15 protein-coding genes and 1 tRNA gene are annotated in these 20,826 nt (G+C 64.7%); 8 read left to right on the forward strand and 8 right to left on the reverse strand.

The features are described from left to right. Positions 1-14: 14 nt before the first annotated feature. Positions 15-482: an Hsp20 family protein gene (locus LH128_RS13945; RefSeq protein ID WP_008830288.1), complete on the reverse strand. Its 468-nt coding sequence runs from the start codon at positions 480-482 to the stop codon at positions 15-17. A 165-nt stretch (positions 483-647) separates the two neighbouring features. Between LH128_RS13945 and grxC the strand changes: the two genes are divergently transcribed. From grxC to LH128_RS13965, 4 genes are all read left to right on the forward strand, one after another. Beyond that, positions 648-911 (forward strand): glutaredoxin 3, encoded by a 264-nt coding sequence (gene grxC, locus LH128_RS13950; RefSeq protein WP_036523411.1) that lies wholly within the window; start codon positions 648-650, stop codon positions 909-911. Positions 912-915: 4 nt separating this feature from the next. Next, entirely contained in the window at positions 916-1,743 is an 828-nt protein-coding gene (locus tag LH128_RS13955; protein WP_008830290.1) for a carbon-nitrogen hydrolase family protein, read from the forward strand. Positions 1,744-1,751: 8 nt separating this feature from the next. Continuing rightward, complete coding sequence (locus LH128_RS13960) at positions 1,752-2,249, forward strand: DUF1178 family protein (protein ID WP_008830291.1); 498 nt, start codon at positions 1,752-1,754, stop codon at positions 2,247-2,249. A 39-nt stretch (positions 2,250-2,288) separates the two neighbouring features. Further along, positions 2,289-2,365: transfer RNA gene (locus tag LH128_RS13965), tRNA-Arg, on the forward strand. A 183-nt stretch (positions 2,366-2,548) separates the two neighbouring features. On the opposite strand, the gene LH128_RS13970 is transcribed toward LH128_RS13965, so the two are convergent. From LH128_RS13970 to LH128_RS13980, 3 genes are all read right to left on the reverse strand, one after another. Beyond that, positions 2,549-5,914 carry an amidohydrolase family protein gene (locus LH128_RS13970; protein WP_008830292.1) on the reverse strand — a complete coding sequence of 1,122 codons (3,366 nt, stop codon included), beginning with the start codon at positions 5,912-5,914 and terminating at the stop codon, positions 2,549-2,551. 19 nt (positions 5,915-5,933) lie between these two features. After that, positions 5,934-8,165, reverse strand: a complete 2,232-nt coding sequence (locus LH128_RS13975) for a TonB-dependent siderophore receptor (RefSeq protein WP_008830293.1) — start codon at positions 8,163-8,165, stop codon at positions 5,934-5,936. A 451-nt stretch (positions 8,166-8,616) separates the two neighbouring features. Next, positions 8,617-9,675: an NAD(P)-dependent alcohol dehydrogenase gene (locus LH128_RS13980; RefSeq protein ID WP_008830294.1), complete on the reverse strand. Its 1,059-nt coding sequence runs from the start codon at positions 9,673-9,675 to the stop codon at positions 8,617-8,619. A 349-nt stretch (positions 9,676-10,024) separates the two neighbouring features. On the opposite strand from LH128_RS13980, the gene LH128_RS13985 reads away from it, so the two are divergent. From LH128_RS13985 to LH128_RS13995, 3 genes are all read left to right on the forward strand, one after another. Continuing rightward, complete coding sequence (locus tag LH128_RS13985) at positions 10,025-11,425, forward strand: M20/M25/M40 family metallo-hydrolase (RefSeq protein ID WP_037519435.1); 1,401 nt, start codon at positions 10,025-10,027, stop codon at positions 11,423-11,425. Continuing rightward, positions 11,422-12,699, forward strand: coding sequence for a Xaa-Pro dipeptidase (locus tag LH128_RS13990; protein ID WP_037519420.1), 1,278 nt, complete (start codon positions 11,422-11,424; stop codon positions 12,697-12,699). Before LH128_RS13985 ends, LH128_RS13990 begins: the two co-directional genes overlap by 4 nt. A gap of 70 nt (positions 12,700-12,769) precedes the next feature. Continuing rightward, positions 12,770-13,693 carry a hypothetical protein gene (locus tag LH128_RS13995; protein ID WP_008830297.1) on the forward strand — a complete coding sequence of 308 codons (924 nt, stop codon included), beginning with the start codon at positions 12,770-12,772 and terminating at the stop codon, positions 13,691-13,693. A 3-nt stretch (positions 13,694-13,696) separates the two neighbouring features. On the opposite strand, the gene LH128_RS14000 is transcribed toward LH128_RS13995, so the two are convergent. Beyond that, complete coding sequence (locus LH128_RS14000) at positions 13,697-15,322, reverse strand: phytoene desaturase family protein (protein ID WP_008830298.1); 1,626 nt, start codon at positions 15,320-15,322, stop codon at positions 13,697-13,699. Continuing rightward, a complete protein-coding gene (locus LH128_RS14005) occupies positions 15,319-16,488 on the reverse strand; it encodes an aromatic ring-hydroxylating oxygenase subunit alpha (protein ID WP_008830299.1) in 1,170 nt (389 codons plus the stop codon). Before LH128_RS14005 ends, LH128_RS14000 begins: the two co-directional genes overlap by 4 nt. A gap of 36 nt (positions 16,489-16,524) precedes the next feature. Here LH128_RS14005 and LH128_RS14010 point away from each other — a divergent pair, with 36 nt between their 5' ends. Beyond that, entirely contained in the window at positions 16,525-17,118 is a 594-nt protein-coding gene (locus LH128_RS14010) for a TetR family transcriptional regulator C-terminal domain-containing protein (protein WP_037519428.1), read from the forward strand. Here the strand turns inward: LH128_RS14010 and LH128_RS14015 are convergent. Both LH128_RS14015 and LH128_RS14020 read right to left on the reverse strand, forming a co-directional pair. Further along, complete coding sequence (locus LH128_RS14015) at positions 17,115-18,440, reverse strand: amino acid permease (RefSeq protein ID WP_008830301.1); 1,326 nt, start codon at positions 18,438-18,440, stop codon at positions 17,115-17,117. The two genes, LH128_RS14010 and LH128_RS14015, sit on opposite strands and share 4 nt — an antisense overlap. 4 nt (positions 18,441-18,444) lie before the next feature. Further along, positions 18,445-20,742 (reverse strand): TonB-dependent receptor, encoded by a 2,298-nt coding sequence (locus tag LH128_RS14020; RefSeq protein ID WP_008830302.1) that lies wholly within the window; start codon positions 20,740-20,742, stop codon positions 18,445-18,447. Between the last annotated feature and the right edge of the window lie 84 nt (positions 20,743-20,826).

The raw sequence follows: 20,826 nt of genomic DNA on the forward strand, positions 1-20,826 counted from the left end.
GCCGTTGCGGGCGGTTACGCCGCTGCGGTGGTATCCTCGCCGGTTTCCACGACGGTCAGCTTGCTGCCTCCGACCACGACCTTCTTCGGCTTCATCGCCTCGGGAACCTCGCGCACGAGGTCGATGACGAGCAGGCCGTCGGCAAGGTCTGCGCTATCGACACGCACGTAGTCGGCGAGTTCGAAGCGGCGTTCGAAACCGCGCTGGGCGATGCCGACGTGCAGCATTTCGCCATCGGTGGTCTCATCGGGCTTGTGGCCCTTCACGACCAGCAGGTTCGCCTGCGCGGTGATGTCGATGTCGGCCGGCTTGAATCCCGCCACCGCCAGGATGATGCGGTAGGCATCCTGGCCGCGCCGTTCGATGTTGAAGGGGGGGTACTTGTCGCCCGAATTCGCGCGCGCCTGGTTCTCGATCATGTCGAACAGGCGGTCGAAGCCGACCATGGTGCGGCGATAGGGCGAAAAATCGATGCGGTTCATGACAAAAATCCTCCAATGAGCAATCTTCGTGTGGATGAGGCCCGCGATGCGGCGCCTCGTTCTGTGAGCCATCCCCTTGGCGGGCCATGACTCGCATTCCTAGATATGCTAGCCGCCCGACCTTTCAAGGCCTGACCCTCAATGAGCATCTGAATGGAGTTTGGCATGAGCCAGCCGAAGATTGAAATCTACACCAAGTGGGGCTGCCCCTACTGCGTCGCCGCCAAGTCGCTGCTCGACAAGAAGGGCGTCGCCTACGAGGAATACGACCTGACCATGGGCGGCCCGAAGCGCACCGAAATGCTGGAGCGCGTGCCCGGCGCCACCACGGTCCCGCAGATCCTGATCGACGACAAGCCCTTCGGCGGCTTCGACGACATCAATGCGCTCGACCGCGAGGGCAAGCTCGATCCGGTACTGGGGCTCTGACCGGATGACCCGCGCGGCGCTGTTCCAGATGACGACGGGCATCGACCCGCAGGCCAATGCGGCGGCGATCGTCGATGCCGTCGCTGCGGCACGTGCGGGCGGGGCGGCCATGCTGTTCACGCCCGAGATGTCCGGCCTGCTGGACCGCAAGCGCGAGCGTGCGCGCGAGGCGATCCGGAGCGAGGCGGACGATCCCGTTCTTGCGGCGGTGCGCGATGCGGCGCGGCGGGAAGGGATATGGGTGCATATCGGATCGCTCGCCATCGCGCGTGAAGACGGCAAGTGGGCCAACCGGGCTTTCGTGATCGACGACGCGGGGGAAATCCGCGCGCGCTACGACAAGATGCACATGTTCGACGTCGATCTTTCGACCGGCGAAAGCTGGCGCGAATCGAACGCTTACGTGGCCGGTGATGAGGTGGTCACGGTGGAAACGCCGCTCGGGCGTCTGGGGCTGGCCATTTGCTATGACGTGCGCTTCCCGGCCCTGTTCGAAGCACTGGGCCGTGCCCGCTGCGACGTGATCGCCATTCCCGCTGCCTTCACGGTGCCGACGGGCAAGGCACACTGGCACCTCATGCAGCGTGCCCGCGCGGTCGAGGCCAGTGCTTACGTGCTCTCGGCCGCGCAATGCGGGCGGCATGACGATGGCCGCGAAACCTACGGCCATTCACTGGCGATCGACCCCTGGGGCGAGGTCCTGCTCGACATGGGCGGTGCGGATGACGGTGGCACCTCAGGCGTGGGTTTCGTCGATCTCGACGCGGCGCGCATCGCCGAAGTGCGCGGTCAGCTTCCAAGCCTTGCCAACCGTCGCACCATCGCCAAATAGCTGGTGTCATGATCGTTTTCGACCTGGAATGCCGCGAGGCACAGCATCGATTCGAGGGCTGGTTCAAGTCCTCGGACGACTATGCGCGTCAGCAGGAACGTGGCCTGGTGGCGTGTCCGCATTGCGGTTCGGGCGAGGTGGCGAAGGCGGTTCAGGCGCCGCGTCTCGCGCGTAAGGGTAACCAGTTGCCGCAAGTAGCGCCGAGTCCTGCTCCGGCACGCGCCAAGGCGCCGCCGCCGAGTGCGCCCGTCGCCAATGCTCCACTGCCGCCGCAGGCCGCCGAACTGATGCAGGCTCTGGCGACGATGCAGGCCGAGGCGCTGAAATCCTCGCGCTATGTCGGGGAGAGCTTCGCCAAGGATGCACGGGCCATGCATTACGGCGAGCGTGAGGTCGAGACCATCCACGGGCAGGCCAGCCCCGCCGAGGCGAAGGAACTGATCGAGGAAGGAATCGGCCTCATGCCGCTGCCGTTCCCGGTTGTCCCGCCCGAGCAGGCGAACTGATTGCCAAGCTGCCATGCAGCCGCTAGGACGCCTCGGCACGCGCCCGTAGCTCAGCAGGATAGAGCATCAGATTCCTAATCTGGGGGCCACAGGTTCGAATCCTGTCGGGCGCACCATTTCACGATCGATACGTCCATTTATGCGTTGACGTCCTATAGCGTGATCGACTTCAGCTGTATCATCGTCATTCCCGCGAAGGCGGGAACCCATCTCCTGATGGTGACTGTTGCAAGGACATCAGTTGGGTCCCCGCTTTCGCGGGGATGACGAACAGTGTTTCAGTCAAATGCGATCACACCCTAGCCCCGCGGCTTGCTGAACCAGAACGGAGGCATCGCGCGTTTGCGTGGCCAGATTTCGTCGAGCGTATCGCTCTCGTAGAGGCGTCCGTTCTTCATGACCTGCCGGATCGACAGCGTGTTCGCGATGCCATCCAGCGGGTTGCGGTCCAGAATGACGAGGTCGGCATATTTGCCCGGCTCGAGGCTGCCGAAGTCGGCGTCCCGTCCGATCGCGCGGGCACCGTCGATCGTCGCGGAGCGCAGCACTTCCAGCGGCGTCATCCCGCCCATGGCATAAGCCTGCATTTCCCAGTGAGTGCCGAGGCCCGGGACTTCGCCATGCGCGCCGAGGCCGAGCAGGCCGCCCATGCGCGTAAAGCGGGCGGCGCTCTTCGCCACATCGGGGAACAGGTACTCGCCCGGATCGCGCCACTCGCGCTGCCAGAATTTCTGGTCGCGGAACCAGTCCGGGGCGAACCGGGCATACTTCGCATCGCCGTGCGGAGCGTCGCGCGCGATGAAGTAGTTCTGCCCCGGAACGCCGCCATGGGTGATCTGCAGGGTCAGCGTATAGCTCGTGCCGCTGCGGGCGAGGAGTTGCAGCACATCGTCATGCAGTGTGGCGGGAGGGATGCTGTGCTCATTGCCTGAAAAGCCGTCGATGATGTGGGTGATGTCCAGCTTGCGGGACAGCGCGCCCTCGGTCGTGGGGTTGAGGCCCAGTTCCCGCGCGGCCTCGACCACCCATTGCCGGGTGCGGCGGTTGCCGGTGCGGTACTGCTTGATGTTGCCGAGGCGGTAATCGTCCCGGTAGCGGGAGAGGACCGCCTTCACTTCGGCCTTCGAGCGGAAGTCGTTGAAGGAAAAGACGGCCGGTCCCGTCGTCATGATGCGCGAGCCGATCATCTGGCCGCTGTCGACCAGGTCCTCGTAAGCCAGCATGTCGATGCTGAGCGAGGAGGGATCGAAGGCCAGCGTCACGCCGTAGGCCAGGTTCGCCGCCGGTCCCCAGTTGTGCATGTCGAGTACGTCCCGGCGGATGTCGGCGACGTGGTCGTGGATGTCGATGAAGCCGGGGACGATCGTTGCCCCTGCCAACTCACGGATCGCGGCATCGGCGGGCACGGGAAAGCTGCCTCGGGGGCCGATGGCGCGGATGTGATCGTCCACGATCAGGATATCGGCGTCAGGGATGACCTCGTCGCCCTTCATGGTGATCGCCCGGGCACCGCGCAGCAGCAGGGTGCCTTGCGGCGTATCGCGCGGAACGGTGACGACGAGCGGCCGCGCCGCGCCGCCGACGTCCGCCGCGCGGGGCGGTGTGCCCGCATCATCGAGCCTGACGCCGGAGAGGGCGCGGCGGTGCAGGGTCGACCCCACAGACCACCATATCGTCCGGCCGTCCTGCGACCATCCGAAGAAGTCGGCACCGACGTCGGTGATGCGGCGGTGCCTGACGGCGGGCGCGGTCAGGTTCACCGTCTCGCCGGCCTTGTCGGGCATGGTGAAGAGATGCAGTTGCTGTGCGATATGGGCGAGCGCACAGCGCCCGTCGGGGCTGATCCTCAGATCGTCGGCGGACGCGAGGCCTTGCGCGAAATACCAGTTCGGCCCGGCAGCTTGTACGGCAAGGTGGTCGCTAGCACGCCCCCGCCACTTCACGGCATGGACGCCGTCGCTCTCGTTCAGGTAGACTGTGTCCGGCAGCGGCCCGAAATGCGGCGTGCCGCCGATCCGGCCGCTCAGCACGACCTGCTCGCCGTCGCTGTCGCCGTCGTCATCCCCACCTCTGCCCAGCCGCACGAGGTCGGCGCTGCGCAACTGGCCGAATTCGACATAGCTGTTCAGCCGGTACGCCTGAGGCGATCTGATGACGAGGACCGACGCGCCGTCAGGCGTGAACACGGGGTGCGTGTAGAACGCGGGGGTATCGGTCAGGCGCCGGGCAGGCCCACCGTCCAGCGGCTTCTCCCACACGAAGCCGCCGTCCTTCGCCGTCCAGGTGACATAGAGCAACCGCTTGCCGTCGAGCGACCAGCTGGGATGGAACTGCGGCGTCTCGTCTGCGTCGATGCGCTGCGGGCGTGCGCTGCCCTCGACCGGGGCTGTGTAGAGATGGCCCAGCGCGGAGAAGGCGACCGTCCTTCCATCGGGCGAGAGAGCGGGCGTCTGCACCAGCCGCGCGCGGACAGGGCCGGTCTCCTGCCGGATCGGACGGCGGGTGAGGGGGGCGAGGTCCATGTCGATGCGAGCGGTGAACGGGATGGCCGTCGCCGTGCCGCTGGCGATATCGATGCGGCTGATACCGCCGCCCATGTTCAGTACCAGCGCCTTGTCGTCGGGCGTGAAGGCGAAGTGGGGGATGATGTCGCTCCAGGCCGATGCCTGAAGTTCGTCGTGATCGATCCGGATCAGTTCGCGGTCCATGCCGCTGCCGAGATCGCGAACGTGGAGGAACGTCCTGCCCACCCGGCGCATGCCGTAGGCCAGCGTGCGTCCGTCATGCGAGAGGACGGGGCGAAAGGCGCTCGACTGGACGGGGCCGAGCCGAATGTCGCCGATTGCCTTGACGATCGTATCGTCGATGCCGGTCGCAAGGTCGCGGCGGGCGATCTGCCATTCGGCAAGGGTGTCGAAGTCCGGCGATCCCTTGAGCCTGGCGTAATAAAGCAAGCGGCCGTCCGCGCTCGGCATGAGTCCGAGGCTGTTGATCTTGTCCTCTGTCTGGCCAGCATCCGGCCAGTTCGGCAGCGCCGCGGTGCCGAACCTGTCGCTGCCGTCTGTGGCGAAACGCCAGCCTTCGTAGGCATTGCGGTCCGGCCAGAAGCGGCTGACCCAGGCCGTCTTCCCGTCGCTGGACCAGACGGGGGATACGAATATCGGATCGTCGTCGTAGAAGCTGAGCTGCCGGGCATCACCGCCATCGGCATCCATGACCCACAGGTTCTCGGCTCCCGATCGATCCGAGAGGAACAGGATGCGTCTGCCGTCGGGCGAGAAGGCGGGCTGGCTGTCATAGGCCATGCCCCGGCTGATCGGCCTAGCCTCTCCGCCCTTGGCGTCCATGACGTAGATGTCGCCAAGCATGTCCAGCACGATGGTCCGCCCGTCCGGAGACAGGTCGATCGAGGCGGCCGTCAGTTCGCTCGTGTCGAAGCGGATCTTGCGGGCGGGCGTGAGCGGCAGCGTTTGTCCGGCCTTGGCCGGGGGGCGCGGCAGGGTTCCGGAGGGACCTTCGGCTGCTGCCCCGCCTGTGGGTGACAACAGGGGCAGCGATGGCTCGCCGAGTTCCTGCGGACCATGCGCCTGCAGCGGTGTAGTGCCCGTGGCCAGAGCCAGCAGGACGGCATGCGCGATCAGCCGTCGTACCGATATGTCGCGCATGCAGTTCCCGTCATTCAGGTCAGAAGGTCTTGGTAACCGTGCCGATGACCTGACGTCCAGCCCCATAAGTACAGCCCGCCGGGCCCGAGCAGCGCGCGACGTAGAGCTTGTTGAAGATATTCGATCCGTTGACCGCGATGCGCCAGCCCGGAATATCGTAATGGACGATCGCATCGAACAGCGTGGACGCCTCTCCGTAGTAGACCACGGGATTGAACGGGCCGGGCAGGCTGCCTGCGCTGTCGCTGGTGTAGCGCCCGCCGAAGCCGAAGCCCAGACCGCCCAGAGAGCCCTTCTGGATGGTATAGTCCACGAACAGCGACAACTTGTGCTTGGGGGTCACGGGCAGCGGCGCGCCGATCTCGACGGCGACGTTGCTCTGCTTCACCTTGCTGTCGTTGTAGCTGTAGGCGCCGTTGATCGAGAGCTGGTCGCGCAGGCGGGCGACGAATTCCAGTTCCGCGCCCTTGACCTCGACCTCGCCGGACTGGGTGCCGAAGACCGGGGACACCGACGGCGCCGTCGCCACCACGTTGGTCTGATTGATCTTGAACACCGCTGCCGTCACCAGCAGCTTGATGCCTTCGCCAAGGCCGCGCGCGTCGTACTTGACGCCGCCTTCCCATTGCTTGCCCGCGCTTGGCTTGTAGGGAGCCAAGGTGACGCCGTCGGTGCCGACGACCGGCTCGAACGAGGTCGCGTAGCTGACGTAAGGCGCGAAGCCGCTGTCGGTCACGTAGTTGGCGCCCGCCCGCCAAGTGAACTTCTTCTGCTTCTGTTTGGTAAGCGGGGTATCGACGTCCGCTGCGGCGAAGGGCGTCATATAGCTCATGCGGACCCAATCGTAACGGCCGCTGACCGTCAGGTACAGGTTGCCGATCGCGGCATGGTCCTGAAGATAGATGCCGGTTTGCTTGCGCCACTGCGTGTTGAAGCGCGTCGCATAGCCGGGGCGAAGCTGCGCGTCGGTGTAGGTGGTGTAGACCGGATCGAACAGGTCCACCGTGCCGATCCCGTAATTGAAGGTATAGGCGGAATCGTTGAAGGTGCGGCGATAGTCGACTCCGGCGATCAGGTTGTGCTCGATCGGACCGGTTCCCAGCGTCGCGTCGAACCGGTTGTCGGTGGCGAAGCTGGTGACGTGCTCCTTGTAGGTGAAGTTCGACTGCAGGACCGTGCGATAATCGTCTGGAATACCGTCGAAATTGTTGTCGATCAGACCGCCGCTGCCGTAGATCTGGGTGGGCGTGTCTTCGTTATAGCGGCTCCACTTGGTGTTGGAGTGGAAGCTGACGCTGCCGAAGTCGTGACTGAAATCCCAGCCCGCGCCCCATTGCCTGCGCTTGTAGAGGTTGTTCGGATCGCCGACGTTGGCGCGGCGCGAAATCTTGCCCAGCGGATTGTCGAGCAGGGTGCCGTAGACCGGCATGAAGCCGTTGGTGTCGCCGCGTACGGTGTCGTACTGGTAATAGCCCAGCAGCGTGAGCTTCGTATCGGAGCCCAGCTTGAGCGTCGCGGTCGGCGCGGCGAGCAGGCGCTCGGCATGGACGAGGTCGCGTTCGGCATCGCGATTGCGATAGAGGGCGGTGAAGCGCAGGTCGAGCATGTCGCTGACCGGCCCGGTCATGGTTCCGGCGATCTGCTTGTAGTCGTCGGTGCCGTACTTCACGCCGATCTCGCCGCCGAATTCGCTGCTGGCGCGCCGGCTGGTCTCGTTGGTAAGGCCACCCGGCGGCGACGAGCCGTAGAGCACCGAAGCAGGCCCCTTGAGCACGTCGAGCGACTGGAAGGCGTAGAGATCGACGCCCACGCTGGAGATCGAGGTGGAGTTCGGCGTCGCCAGCCCGTCCATGTATTCCTTGGGCGTGAAACCGCGCACGGTCAGGAAGTCGAAGCGCAAATCGGGGCCGTAGCTCTCGCCGAAGACGCCTGCGGTGTAGCGCACGGCCTGCTGGGCATCGACGAAGTTGAGCAGGTCGATCTGGTCGCGGGTGATGACGGACACCGACTGCGGCGTCTCGATCAGCGGGATGTTCGCCTTGGAGGCCGTGTTGGTGCCTTCCGGCACATAGTGCGGCGCGGTGACGATGATGGCGTTCTCGCCGTCGATCGTCGTGCGGCTGGTGTCGAGGGTGGCCTCGGCGGTCGCGTCCTGCGCGAAGGCGGTGGTCGGCAGCAGCGTCAGCGCGGCGCCGCACAGCAAGGCTTTCCGGACGGCGCTGCGCTCGGCGTGGCTGGAAACGAACCTCATATCTTTATCCCCCTCTGGATATGCCTGCCGCACCGCCCTGGCTCGGTACGCACCAGTCAGCCCGTCGCTTTGGCGTTCGGGCAGCATGGTGTTGCGCTCAAATCATCGCACGCATCATAAAATGACTCTTAGCGAAATTCCGCTGCGTTTAGACGGTCGGATGAGAAAGCTCCGCGACTGCGACACAATTGCAACAGCGATCGTTGCGCGCGCAATCCCGCTGTGTGATGTGTCCGGGCGAGGAGTATGGGCGCGGCGTCCGTGATCGATCACCTCGATCCCGGTATCCGGACGTTCCAGCGCAAGACTTCGGCCGCCATGCCGACGGGGGCGAATGCCGCGCCGTCGCCGAAAAGGTACGTGGTCCGCGCAAAAGCGCGGGCCCAGGTGATCGCGCGTCAAGCACCGGGCCGGCGGTCGCCTCCTTGCGAAGGCGACCGCCGGCTTGCGGTCAGGCCGCCGCGTCGAGTGAGGCGCTGTCGATCACGAAGCGATAGCGCACGTCGCTGCGCATCATGCGCTCGTAGGCGTCCTCGATCTGCTGGATGTCGATCATCTCGACGTCCGAGACGATGCCGTGCTCGGCGCAGAAATCGAGCATTTCCTGCGTCTCGGCAATGCCGCCGATCAGCGAGCCCGCGATCGTCTTGCGGCCGAAGATCATGCCGCCGACGTTGGGCGAGGGGTGCGGATGCTCGGGCACGCCCAGCATGACCAGCGCGCCGTCGCGCTTGAGCAGGCCGATATAGGTGTCGAGGTCGTGGCTCGCCGCGACCGAGTCGATGATCAGGTCGAACGTGCCGGTGTGGGCAGCCATTTCCTCGGCCTCGCGGCTGACCACCGCGCTGTCGGCGCCGAGGTCGATCGCGTCCTTGCGCTTGGCGGGCGTCGAGGTGAAGGCGACGACTTCGGCCCCCATGGCATGCGCGATCTTGATCGCCATATGGCCGAGACCGCCGATGCCGACGACGCCGACCTTCTTGCCCGGACCGGCGTTCCAGTGACGCAGCGGCGAGTACGTGGTGATGCCCGCGCAGAGCAGCGGCGCCACGGCGGCAAGCTGCTCCGCCGGGTGGCTGATCGAAAGGACGAAGCCTTCATCGACGACGATCCCGCGCGAATAGCCGCCCATGGTGTGGCCGGGCGCATCCGCCGTCTTGCCGTTGTAGGTGCCGACGAAGCCGTTCTCGCAATACTGTTCGAGATCGTCATGGCACGAACCGCAGTGGCCGCAGCTGTCGACCATGCAGCCGACGCCGACGGTGTCGCCGACCTTGAAGCGGCTGACTTCGCCGCCCACCGCGCTGACGGTGCCGACGATCTCGTGACCGGGAACGCAGGGGAAAAGGGTGCCGCCCCACTCGCTGCGCACGGTGTGCAGGTCCGAGTGGCACACGCCGCAATAGCTGATGTCGATCGCGACGTCGCGCGGGCCTGGCTTGCGCCGTTCGATGGTCATGGCTTCGAGGGGCTTGTCGCCGGCATGTGCGCCATAGGCGTTGACTTGCATGGAATGTCCTTGCTGTCGGAGGAAAATGGAAACTGGATCGGCACACGTGCCGCAAGTGCGAGATAGGCGCTTATCGCACCAGCGATTAGTGTGGGATTTCTTCACGTCGCGATGAGTGGTGCTCACTATGGCGCGACAACTTCACCCCCACCCCGTCATTGCGAGCGCAGCGAAGCAATCCAGGGCGGTTTAAAGCTGCCCTGGATTGCTTCGCTGCGCTCGCAATGACGAAGGGTGGCGGGCGGGATTGCGCAGGCCCCGGTCGCTCGACAGGATAGCCCTCTCGCGATCGCGGCGATTCTTTGTCGGCGCGACCGCGCAAGACACCAAGTTCAGGGGCTTCATCACGATGCGCTTTTCGATCCCGGTCCTGCTTTCCCTCGGCGCCAGCCTGCTCGCATCCAGTGCCGCGCATGCGAAAGGCCATCCCGAGGCGGAAGCGCAAGTGCTTGACCTGTCGAAGCGCGCCATCGCTCTTCGCTCGGTGCAGGGGCCGGGCAACAAGACCGGCGAAGTCGCGGCGCTGTTCCGCGATGCGCTGCTGAAAGCCGGGTGGACCGCCAGCGACATCGAGATTGTGCCGCTCGGCGACACCGCCTACCTGATCGCGACGTGGAAGGGCAGCGACCCCGGCCTCAAGCCCCTCGTCATTTCCGCGCACATGGACGTGGTCGAGGCGAAACCGGAGGATTGGGAGCGCGATCCCTTCACCCCGGTGGTGGAGAACGGCTATCTCTTCGGGCGCGGCGCCAGCGACACCAAGTTCGAGGCGGCGCTGGCGCTGTCCTCGGTGATCGAACTGCGGCGCGAAGGGTTCCGGCCGAAACGCAGCATCGTCATCGCCTATTCGGGCGACGAGGAGACGACCATGGATACCTCCAAGGTCATCGCCGAGCGGCTGAAGGGCGCGGAACTGGTGCTCAACGTCGACGGCTCCTCGGGCACGCTGTCGGAGGCGGGCAAGCCGCTCTACTGGAGCTGGCAGGGGGCCGAGAAGACTTACGTGGACTACAAGGTCGAGGTGACGAACCCCGGCGGTCACAGCTCCGCGCCCCGGCCCGATAACGCGATCGTGCAACTGGCGCAGGCGATGGAGCGGATCGGCGCCTATCGCTTCAAGCCCGAACTCAACGACGTGACTCGCCAGTACTGGACCGGCGCCGCGAAGATCGAGCCCGACCCCAAGCTCGCGGCGGCAATGAAGGCCTTCGTTGCCAATCCGAACGATCCGGCAGCGCTGCAGGTGCTGCGCGCCAATCCCGCGACGGTTGGGCGCGTGTCGACGACTTGCGTGCCGACGATGATCTCGGGCGGCCATGCCCAGAACGCGCTGCCGCAGAGCGCGACGGCCAACATCAACTGCCGTATCTTCCCCGGCCACACCCGGCCCGAGATCATGGCGGAACTGGAGAAGGTGGCGGCGATGCCCGCGGCGAAGTTCACCGACGTGACCGGCGACGATTCGGTCGAGGCGCCCGCATCGCCGGTGCGGCCGGACTTCGTGGCGGCAGTGGGCAAGGCGGTAAAGGCGGCCTGGGGGCCGGTGCCGATCATCCCCTCGCAGTCCTCGGGTGCTTCGGACTCGATGTGGTATCGCGCGCTCGGCGTGCCGAGCTATGGCGCCAGCGCCTCGATGATCAGGGACTCCGACGAATTCGCCCATGGCCTCAACGAGCGCATCGGCCTGCTGAACATCGCGCCGGGCGTGGTCTACTACACCACCTTGCTGACGGACCTCGCGGGCAAGTGAGGGCGGCGGCGCTCGCTGCGGCTCTGGCTCTTGCGGGGCTGGCTGCTCCGGCGAGCGCGGCGTCGGTCTATGTCAGGGCAGGGCGCTTGCTCGACGTGGAGAGCGGCACTGCCAGCACCGTGCAATGCGTGCTGGTCGAGGGCGAGCGGGTGGCGAGGGTCGAGCCTTGCGCCGTGCCGCCGCCGGGTGCCGAAACGCTCGACTGGTCGGCCTATACGGTGCTGCCGGGGCTGATCGATCTCCACACGCATCTTGCCGATACCGGGCAGGGCGCAGACGTCGCCGCGCCGCTCAAGACTTCGCCGCAACTGACGGCGCTGATCGGCGCGCACAATGCGAAAGTGACGCTGGAGGCGGGCTTCACCACGGTGCGCGATGTCGGCACCTATCGCGGGCTGACTGACGTGGCCTTGCGTGATGCCATCGCGCAGGGGCTGGTGCCGGGGCCGCGCATGTTCGTCGCGGGGGCCTACATCACCTCGCCCGGCGGTGGCGGCGAACTCAACGGCGTGGTGCCCAACGACCAGCTTCCCGCCGACATGCGCCTCGGCGTCGTTCACAATGCCGGTGAAGCGCGCGAGAAGGCGCAGTACCTGTTCGATCACGGCGCCGACTTCATCAAGATGATCGCCACCGGCGCGGTCCTCGCGATCGGCACCGAGCCGGGGCAGATCGAATTGAGCGACGACGAGATGCGCGCCGTCGTGGACGTCGCGAAGGCGCACGGCAGCTACGCGACCGCCCATGCCCACGGCGCGGCGGGCATCAAGGCGGCGATCCGCTCCGGCGTACACAGCATCGAACACGCCAGCCTCATCGACGACGAGGGCCTAGCCATGGCGAAGAAGGCGGGCGTCTGGCTGGTCATGGACATCTACGACGGCGACTGGATCGACGAGCAGGGCACTCGTGAAGGCTGGCCGCAGGAGTACTTGCGCAAGAACCGCGAGACGACGCAGCAGCAGCGCGACGGTTTCGCCAAGGCAGTGAAGCGGGGTGTGAAGCTAGGCTTCGGCACCGACGCGGGTGTCTATCCGCATGGGCTGAATGCGCGGCAGTTCGCGTACATGGTCCGCTACGGGATGACCCCGGCGCAGGCGATCCGGGCCGCTACGATCGATGCCGCCGCGCTGATCGGGCATGAGAAGGAACTGGGCTCGATCGCGCCGGGCAAGTTCGCCGATATGATCGCGGTGAAAGGTGATCCGCTGTCCGATGTGCGTGTGCTGGAGCAGGTCGTCCACGTGATGAAGGCCGGTGCGGTAGCGAAGTAATCCGATGGTCGAGGTGCGTTAGGGTATCTTTAGGTGCCGTTGAGTGCCGTTATGTAGCCGGGAGGTCCGCATGGTCGCAGCAATGTTTTCACGCAGGCAAGCGGCGGCCGGGCTGGCGGTCCTGCCGCTGGTTCCGGCAACCGTCCGCGCGGCGCCCTCGCGGCTGGACAGGGTGATGGTTCAGGGGAGGCCGCAGGATACGGCCTCGCTCTACAAGGTACGCAACATGTTGCCTGCGCTGGATAAACTCGGCGGCCTGCGGCGAATGCGATGCCGGGAGCCCTACAGCGGGACGCCCGGATGGAACACGTACATCGGTCTCGCGCGGGCGGGCGTGACGTTCTGCTTCACCCTCTCCGGCCGGGAAATCGCAAAGTCGATCGCCGATCTCAAGGCTTTCGCCGCTCAGGCTCCCGGTGCGATCTGGGCCATCGAATTCCCGAACGAGCCCGATCTGAATCCTGTAACCTACAACGGCGTTCGCGATCCGCGTCTAGGATTTAGAACCGGAAATGCTCCGGCATTTATTTCGTATATCAAAGACTTCTCGGCAGAATTTAAAGCAGAATCAAGACTGAAAACGATTCCCCTCATCGCCAGCAACGACTTCATGCAGGCAGACCAGCGGCCTTTCACGACTTACGGCAACGCCCATATCTACCCCAGCCCCACAACCGTGATAGCGGACCGCCTGAAGGGCTTCGGCAAGAAGATAGAGGCAGGTCGCCATACACAAGGCGTGATCACCGAATGGGGCAGAACCACGGGTGGAAGCGCGAAAAACGTTACTTCTCCGCCGGTTTCGCTGGACCAGCAGGCCAGCCTGCTCGCCTCCGATGTTGAGGCTGCGCTCGCCCAGCCCTTCATCCGCGCGATCAGCCTTTACGAACTGTTTTGCTGGGCCGGACCCGGCGAGATGAACAACTTCGGCCTGTTCAACGCCGACCTGACTCCGCGCCCCGCTGTCGCCGCGATCCGGGCCGTAATCGGCTGAAAATTAGCGAAAACGTCGGTACATCCCACCGAAACCCAGCGCCATTCCGCGACTGTCGGCAATGACCTCATGCGCGCAATTATGCCCCGGAGCCCCGGTCACCCCGCCGCCGGGATGCGTCCCCGCACCGCACATGTAGAGCCCCTTGATCGGCCCCCGATATGCGCCATGCCCCAGCACCGGCCGCGCCGACCACATCTGGTCGAGCGTCAGGTTCCCGTGCATGATGTCTCCGCCGACCAGCCCGAACTTGCGCTCCAGCCCTTTGGGACTGAGCACCTGTCGTCCCAGGATCGAGGCGCGGAAGCCCGGTGCATGCGCCTCCACCGTGTCGATAATGGCATCGGCGGCCTTGTCCTCCTCCATGTCCCAGTCGCGTCCATCGGGTAGTTCGGGCGCGAATTGCTGGCAGAACAGGCTGGCGACATGCTGGCCCGGAGGGGCGAGGCTGTCGTCCACGGTAGAGGGGATCAGCATCTCGACGATAGGCTTGCGCGACCAGCCGAACTGCTTGGCGTCGATGAAGGCGCGGTCCATGTAATCGAGGGTCGGGGCGATGATGATGCCGGACTGATGATGCTCGCCGGGCTCGGGAAGGCACGTAAATCTGGGCAGTTCCGAAAGCGCCACGTTCATCCGGAACGTGCCGCTTCCCGCCTTGAAGCCCTTCATCCGCCGCCGGAAGTCGGCATCGAGGTCGGTGGGCGCGATCATCCGGTCGTAGAGCAGCTTCGGCCCGACATTGGCGATCACGCGCGGCGCGGCGATCTCCTCGCCGCTTTCGAGGCGCACACCTGCAACTTTGCCGCCATCGACCAGGACCTGCGAGACCGGTGCTTCCAGACTGATTTCGACACCGAGGTCGCGGCAAACCTTGGCCATGATCTGCGTGATCGCGCCCATGCCACCGACGGAGTGACCCCAGGCGCCTTTCTTGCCGTTCACCTCTCCGAAGACATGGTGCAGCAGGACGTAGGCACTGCCAGGCGTATCCGGCGACGCATAGTTGCCGACCACCGCGTCGAAGCCAAACGCGGCCTTCACGGCCTCGCTCTCGAACCAGCCGTCCAGCAGGCTGCGGGCCGACTTGGTGAACAGGTCGAGCACGTCGCGCTGGGCTTCCATGGACAGGCCAGCCAGCTTGCGCCCCTGCAGGGCCGCATCGACCAGCGCGCGCCAACCACCGCCTGCCTCGGGCGGGGTCCTAAGAGCGAGGTCGCGCAGCACCTCGGCGACGCCTTCAAGGGCATCGTAATAGGCCGGGAGAACATCGGCGTCGTGCGCGGAGAAACGGCGGAACTCCGTCTGTGTGCGCTCCAGTCCGCCGCCGAGCTTGAGGTAGCCGCCATCCTCCTGCGGCAGGAGATTGCTGATGGGCCGCTCGATCACGCGATAGCCGTGGTCGGCAAGGCGCATGTCGGCGATGACCTTGGGCTGCAGCAGGCTGACCGTGTAGCTGGCGACCGAGTTGCGAAAACCGGGGTGGAACTCCTCCGTCACCGCCGTCCCGCCGACGATGTCCCGCCGCTCCAGAATGCGCACCTTTAGCCCTGCGCGGGCGAGATAGAAGGCGCAGGTCAGGCCGTTATGGCCGCCGCCGATGATGAGTGCGTCGTAACGGTCGGTCATGCGGTCCTGCTCCAGCCGGGGGCGGGGGAATGTTCGAAGCGGGCAGCGGGAATGATCTCCCGCATACGCTTGCAGAAGTGGCGCAGGCAGACCTCCTTGTCGGAGAGCGGCCCGATCGAGAAACTGCGCGACGCCATGCCCGCCTGCACGCGGGTGATGAGCGCGGTATCCTCTGCGTTCACCTCGCGATTGATGCGCCAGTTGAGGTAGCGCGCCGCCTTCATTTCGCGCCGGTGATCATCGAGGACATAGCTGATCTCGCGGATAATGCTGGTGGTCGGGCTGACCGGAAGCCATTGCATGAAATCGACCTGATCGGGATAGACGTCGAAGGCGACGTTCGGCCACAGCTTGAAATAGAGCCAGTGACGCTGCCGTTCCGGCGGCAGGTGCGGCACCGGCGGGAGCAGGCGCTGGTACATCCGCTCCGACCAGTTGGCGGAGGGCATGTCCATCAGGTCGCCCCACATGCGATCGACGTTTGCCTCAGCCTCTATGCCATAGCTGCGACCGAACAGACGTGTGAGGCCCGGATGGGCGACCGGGATGTGCAGCCCGTCGGAATAGTTGTCGCCTATGTTCTTCCAGTTCACATCGCGATGGCGCAAGGTCACGCGGCCGAGCGCCTTCAATTCGCGGAAGCGATAGGGTGCCACCATCTGCTCGTAAGGCGCCATCATCCGGGCCACCGATGGGCCGCCGTCATTCACCAGCCGCACGAAGACGAAACCACTCCAGACCTCGATCTCGACTGGAGCGAGCCCGTGTTCGGCTCTGTCTAACGCAGGATAACCGGCGCTATCGGGCACGCCGGTCAGGCGACCGTCGAGGTCGTAAGTCCAGGCATGATAGGGGCACACCAACTTCTTCGCGCAGCCGTTCGAACCATCGACGATGCGCGAACCGCGGTGTCGGCACACGTTGGTGAAGGCTCTCAGGGCATCGTCCCTGCCGCGCACCACGACCACGCTCTCGCCGATATAGTCGAGCGTGTGCCAGTCGCCGGGGTTGGGGATGTCGCTTTCGTGGCAGACGATCTGCCAACTGGGGGCGAACACGCGCTCTTTTTCCGCCTCGAAGAATTCGGCGTCGGAGTAAGTCCACGCGGGCAGGCTCCAGCCTTCCAGCGGATCGGTCATGGGGGCGTCGGCGACTTGCGTTGCCATGGCGGGCTCCTTGCTATACGATCGTATAACAAGCATATGGCCCAGCATCAATCCTTCACGCGGGAGCATCCCGACGAACGCCGCCAGAGCCTGGTGGAGGCTACCGCCAGGTGCCTTGCACGACATGGCGTAGCCGGGACGTCGGTAAGGGCGATCTGCGCCGAGGCGGGTGTCTCGCCGGGGTTGCTGCGCCATTACTTCGCAGGCGTGACCGATGCGATCGCACAGGCCTATCGTTGGACCGGCGGCCGCGTAGAGCAAGCGCTGGCGGATGCGGTGGCCGCCGCGGGCGAGGAGCCCCGCGCGCGACTTCTGGCCTATCTGTCGGCCAGTTTCCGGCCGCCGATCGCCGATCCGGCCCTGCTCGCGACATGGCTTGCGTTCTGGAGCATGACCCCGGTGAATGACGGGATCGGCCAGCTACATCAGCAGATATACGGTCAGTTCAGGACGGGTATCGAGGAGCTTATCCTCGCAGTGAATCCCGCCATGGGCGATGCCCGATTGCCTGCGATCGCCCTGACTGCATTGATCGATGGCCTATGGTTGGAACTCAGCCTGGGCAAGGCGCCGTTTACGCCTGACGACGCAGAACGGCTCGTCGAAAAGTGGCTCGATGCGCTGCTTTAGGTTTCGCGGCGGGTCCAGAGCCAGATCGGCAGGCCCAAGGCCATGAGGATGAAGCTCATCCCGCTCGCGCCGATGCCTGCGCCCCACAAGGCCCACAGCGCGTAGAGCGTGCCCAGAGCGGCGAACGGACGACAGACCCGCAGTTTCCACGCGGCCAGTGCGCAGGCGAGGTAAAGCCAGAGGGTCGCCGAAGTGGACAGCAGCAGCAGGTATTCGAACAGGCCGCGCATGGAGCGCAATCCGTTCATGATCACGAAAAGCGTCGTGATTCCGGTCGATACCACAAGCGCGCGGCGGGGCGTTCCCTCGCCATCGGTGGAGGCAAACCACCGGGGAAGTAGTCCCCGAACTGCCATGTCGCGTGACAGTTCGGCTTCGAGCAGGGTCCAGCCATTCAGGGCTCCGACGCAGCTGACCACGGCGAAGAGCGTGACCATGGCGGCCGCCGATCCGTTCCAGTAGCGCGCGACGAACGTGGCAAACGGCGCAGGGGACGCGGCCGCGATGCTCATCGGCAAGAGCATCGCGATGGCGGAGCAGACGATAAGGTACAGCAATCCGGTCAGTCCCGTTCCCCATAGCGTGGCGCGGGCAATGTTCACTTGCGGATTGCGTACCCGTGCCGCGACGATGCTGGCGGATTCGAACCCCAGTAAAGCCCACAAGGTGAGCGTCGCCGACACATTTATGGATCCGGGTGTGATCGGCACGGCATCGAGCGGCATGACCTGGGCTTCACCGTTGAACAGCAGCCTTGCCGCTATGACGATCACGACGAGCAGCGGCACGATCTTGATGGCTAGGGTCGCGATCTGAAAACCGCCGGCCGACCGCAAGCCGCGCAAGTTGATGAGAGCGGTCAGCCACAAGAGGACGATTGCCGCCAACGCAGGTCCGAATGGGGCGGCTGACAGCGCTGGAAGTACGCTCGACATATAACTGACTGCGGCGACCGCGATCGTCGCAACCGCGGTCCAGATAGAGACGAGGTAGATCCAGCTGACGAAGAAACCCGTCATCTGACCGAATGCGACGGACACGAAGCCGGCTGGACTTCCCGCGCCGGGTTGGGCCTTGGTCAATCCGGTGAGTACGTAAGCTAGGACCAGGACGCCTGCGGTCGTCACGATCCATCCAGCGACCGCGTTCCAGCCAAGCGGGGCGAGACTGGCCGGCAGGAGAAAGACGCCGGAACCGATCATGTTGCCCATGACCAGAGCCATCGCGGCAAGGAGCCCGAGATGCACCTTGCCGAGGCCGGTGCCATCGCTGGCGGTGCTCACTCCCGCGGGCGGACCGGTATCGTCTCCTGCGACGTCCAAGCGATCAGAAGTCCCGTCCGATCTTCAGCCCGATCACGCGTGGCCGGATCACATAGTCGTAGAACACGCCGCCCGTACCGGTCTGCCCTAAGGGATCGCCACAGGTGGTTTCAAGGCATTGGACGGAGCTGTTGATCACCCCGTTGCTGTCGAACATGTTGTTTGCATAAATATCAAAGCGCCAGACATCATTCTTTATACCGATACTGAAGTCTGCGGTGGTGTAGGCGGCGAATTCGCCCTTGATGGCGTTCTCTGCATTGCGCAGATCGCTGCGCCGCTTGCCGATGTAATTGACTGCGCCCTGGATATGACCGGTCCATTCGCCGATCGGGAATTCGTAGCGAGCCAGGGCATTGCCCTTGAAGCGCGCGGTGATCGGCAGATGCGTTCCGGCTTGAGCCAGGCGGGTGTTCCCGTCGGGAATCGAGCAATCGAACGTGGCATTGGCGATGAGGCAGAAATCCTTGGTGATCTTGGCATCGTTGTAGCTGCCCGAGGCATTGAGCGTCAGCCCGCCCTTGCGGTAGCCCATGTCGAATTCGACGCCGTAAATCCGTGCCTGACCCGCGTTGCGGATAAGCGTCAGCCCGTTTTCTCCGAGAAACGATAGCTGGATGTTGCTCCAGTCTTCTCGGAACATCGCATAGTTGAAATGGAACGCGCCGATCTGGCTCTTCCAGCCGAATTCGTAGTTGTCCAGCGTGTCCGGCGCATAAGGTGGCTGACCGCCGCGACGATTGATCCCGCCAGGGCGGAAGCCGCGCGACCAGGTGGCATAGACCAGCCAGTCAGGCGTCAGCTTGTAGGTCAGGTTGGCCTTGTAGATAGATCCGGTGTCCGACGTCTTGGCATCGAGGTTGGTGCATGGCGAACCGGCGACCTTCGCCTCTTCGAAGCAGGCAGCGACGCCGGTGCGCGGCGAATAGCCGGCGCTGTAGCCGAAGAACCCTACGAGCGAGTTCTTGTACTTGTAGACCCGCAGGCCGCCTGTCGCGGTAAGCTGGTCGGTGATGTCGAAACTCAGTTCGCCGAAAGCGGCATAGTCGCGGTCCACGCGTTTCTGGCGGGTGAGCCAGATATCGCTTTCGGTGCCGGGCACGGTGATGGCGTCGGCGATGCCGTCGATGATGTAGTTCTGCGTAATTTCATGGACCTGGCGCTGGGCGAAGAGCCCTGCCATCAGGCGCAGGCGGCTATCCTGCGGCGAAGAGATACGCAGTTCACCGAATTGGCGGCGGTATTTGTCACGCCCCTTGATGTACTGGTTCGGGCTGACGAGATCGCCCGCATTGTCGTAGAGGAACTCGCCCGAGCCATAGAGCGCATCGTAAAAGTAAGAGTAGTCCGAATAGTCGGACTCCGTGCGGTCCTTGCGGTTGAGGATGCCGCCCGTGGCGACGAGGTCCCAGTTGCCGATCTTGCCCTCGATGGTGAGGGCGGCCTGATACCATTCGTCCTTGCTGCTTTCGGGGTTGTACTGGACGGTCTGGAGCTTCTTGCTGACCGCGCTCGAGCGTTCCTGCGCGAAGCTGCCGTTGACCTTCTGGACCTGCCCCATCAGCGTCGGGGTGATCGTCCAGTCGTCGTCCAGTTCGATGCCCAGCGCCATACGGGCGCCGTAAGTGTCGACGTCGTTGTAATTCTTCTCGACGAGGTCTGCGTTGGTCTGGGTTATGCCCGAGACCGGGTATGTCCGGCTGCCGGCGATGTTGTCGATATAGCCGCCGTCATGCCGATACCAGCCGACCACACGCAGGGCCGAGCGGTCGGACAGCCTGAAGTTCAGGAACCCCTGCGCCACGCCGCCGACATCGCCGTGGGCGACGGAATTCAGTTCCATATCCGCCGCACCGTAAGTGCCCGAGTAGTCGGGCTTGTTGGTCACGATCTTGATCGTCCCCGCCATCGAGCTTGCGCCGTAGAGGGTGCCTTGCGGCCCTGCCAGCGCCTCCACGCGCGCGATGTCGTAGGCATGGATATCGAGCGCGCCCTGGATGGTCGTGATCGGCATCTCGTCGAGGTAGGTGCCCACGGTCGGCAGCGGACCGGAGTGATTGGCGTTCTCCCCCGAGGCCACACCGCGGAAGTAAACCTGGCTGAAGCCGGGCTGAGTGGTCTGGATCGTGACCGAGGGGATGTTCTTGACCGCGTCCTGCAGTTCCTTGACCTGCAACTCGCGCAATTTCTCGCCGCCTAGCGCGGTGATGGCGATCGGCACGTCCTGGAGGTTTTCGGTTCGCTTTTGCGCGGTGACGAGGATGACGCCGTCCTCACCGGCGGCTGGAGCGCTTTGCGCCAACGCAGGTTGCGCTGCAGCAATTGCGGACGACCCGAGCAGCGCGATGACAGCGCTGCGACGACAACCAAAACGCGATGAATTCAC

Source organism: Sphingomonas sp. LH128 (genome assembly GCF_000293195.2).
Classification (GTDB): domain Bacteria; phylum Pseudomonadota; class Alphaproteobacteria; order Sphingomonadales; family Sphingomonadaceae; genus Novosphingobium; species Novosphingobium resinovorum_A.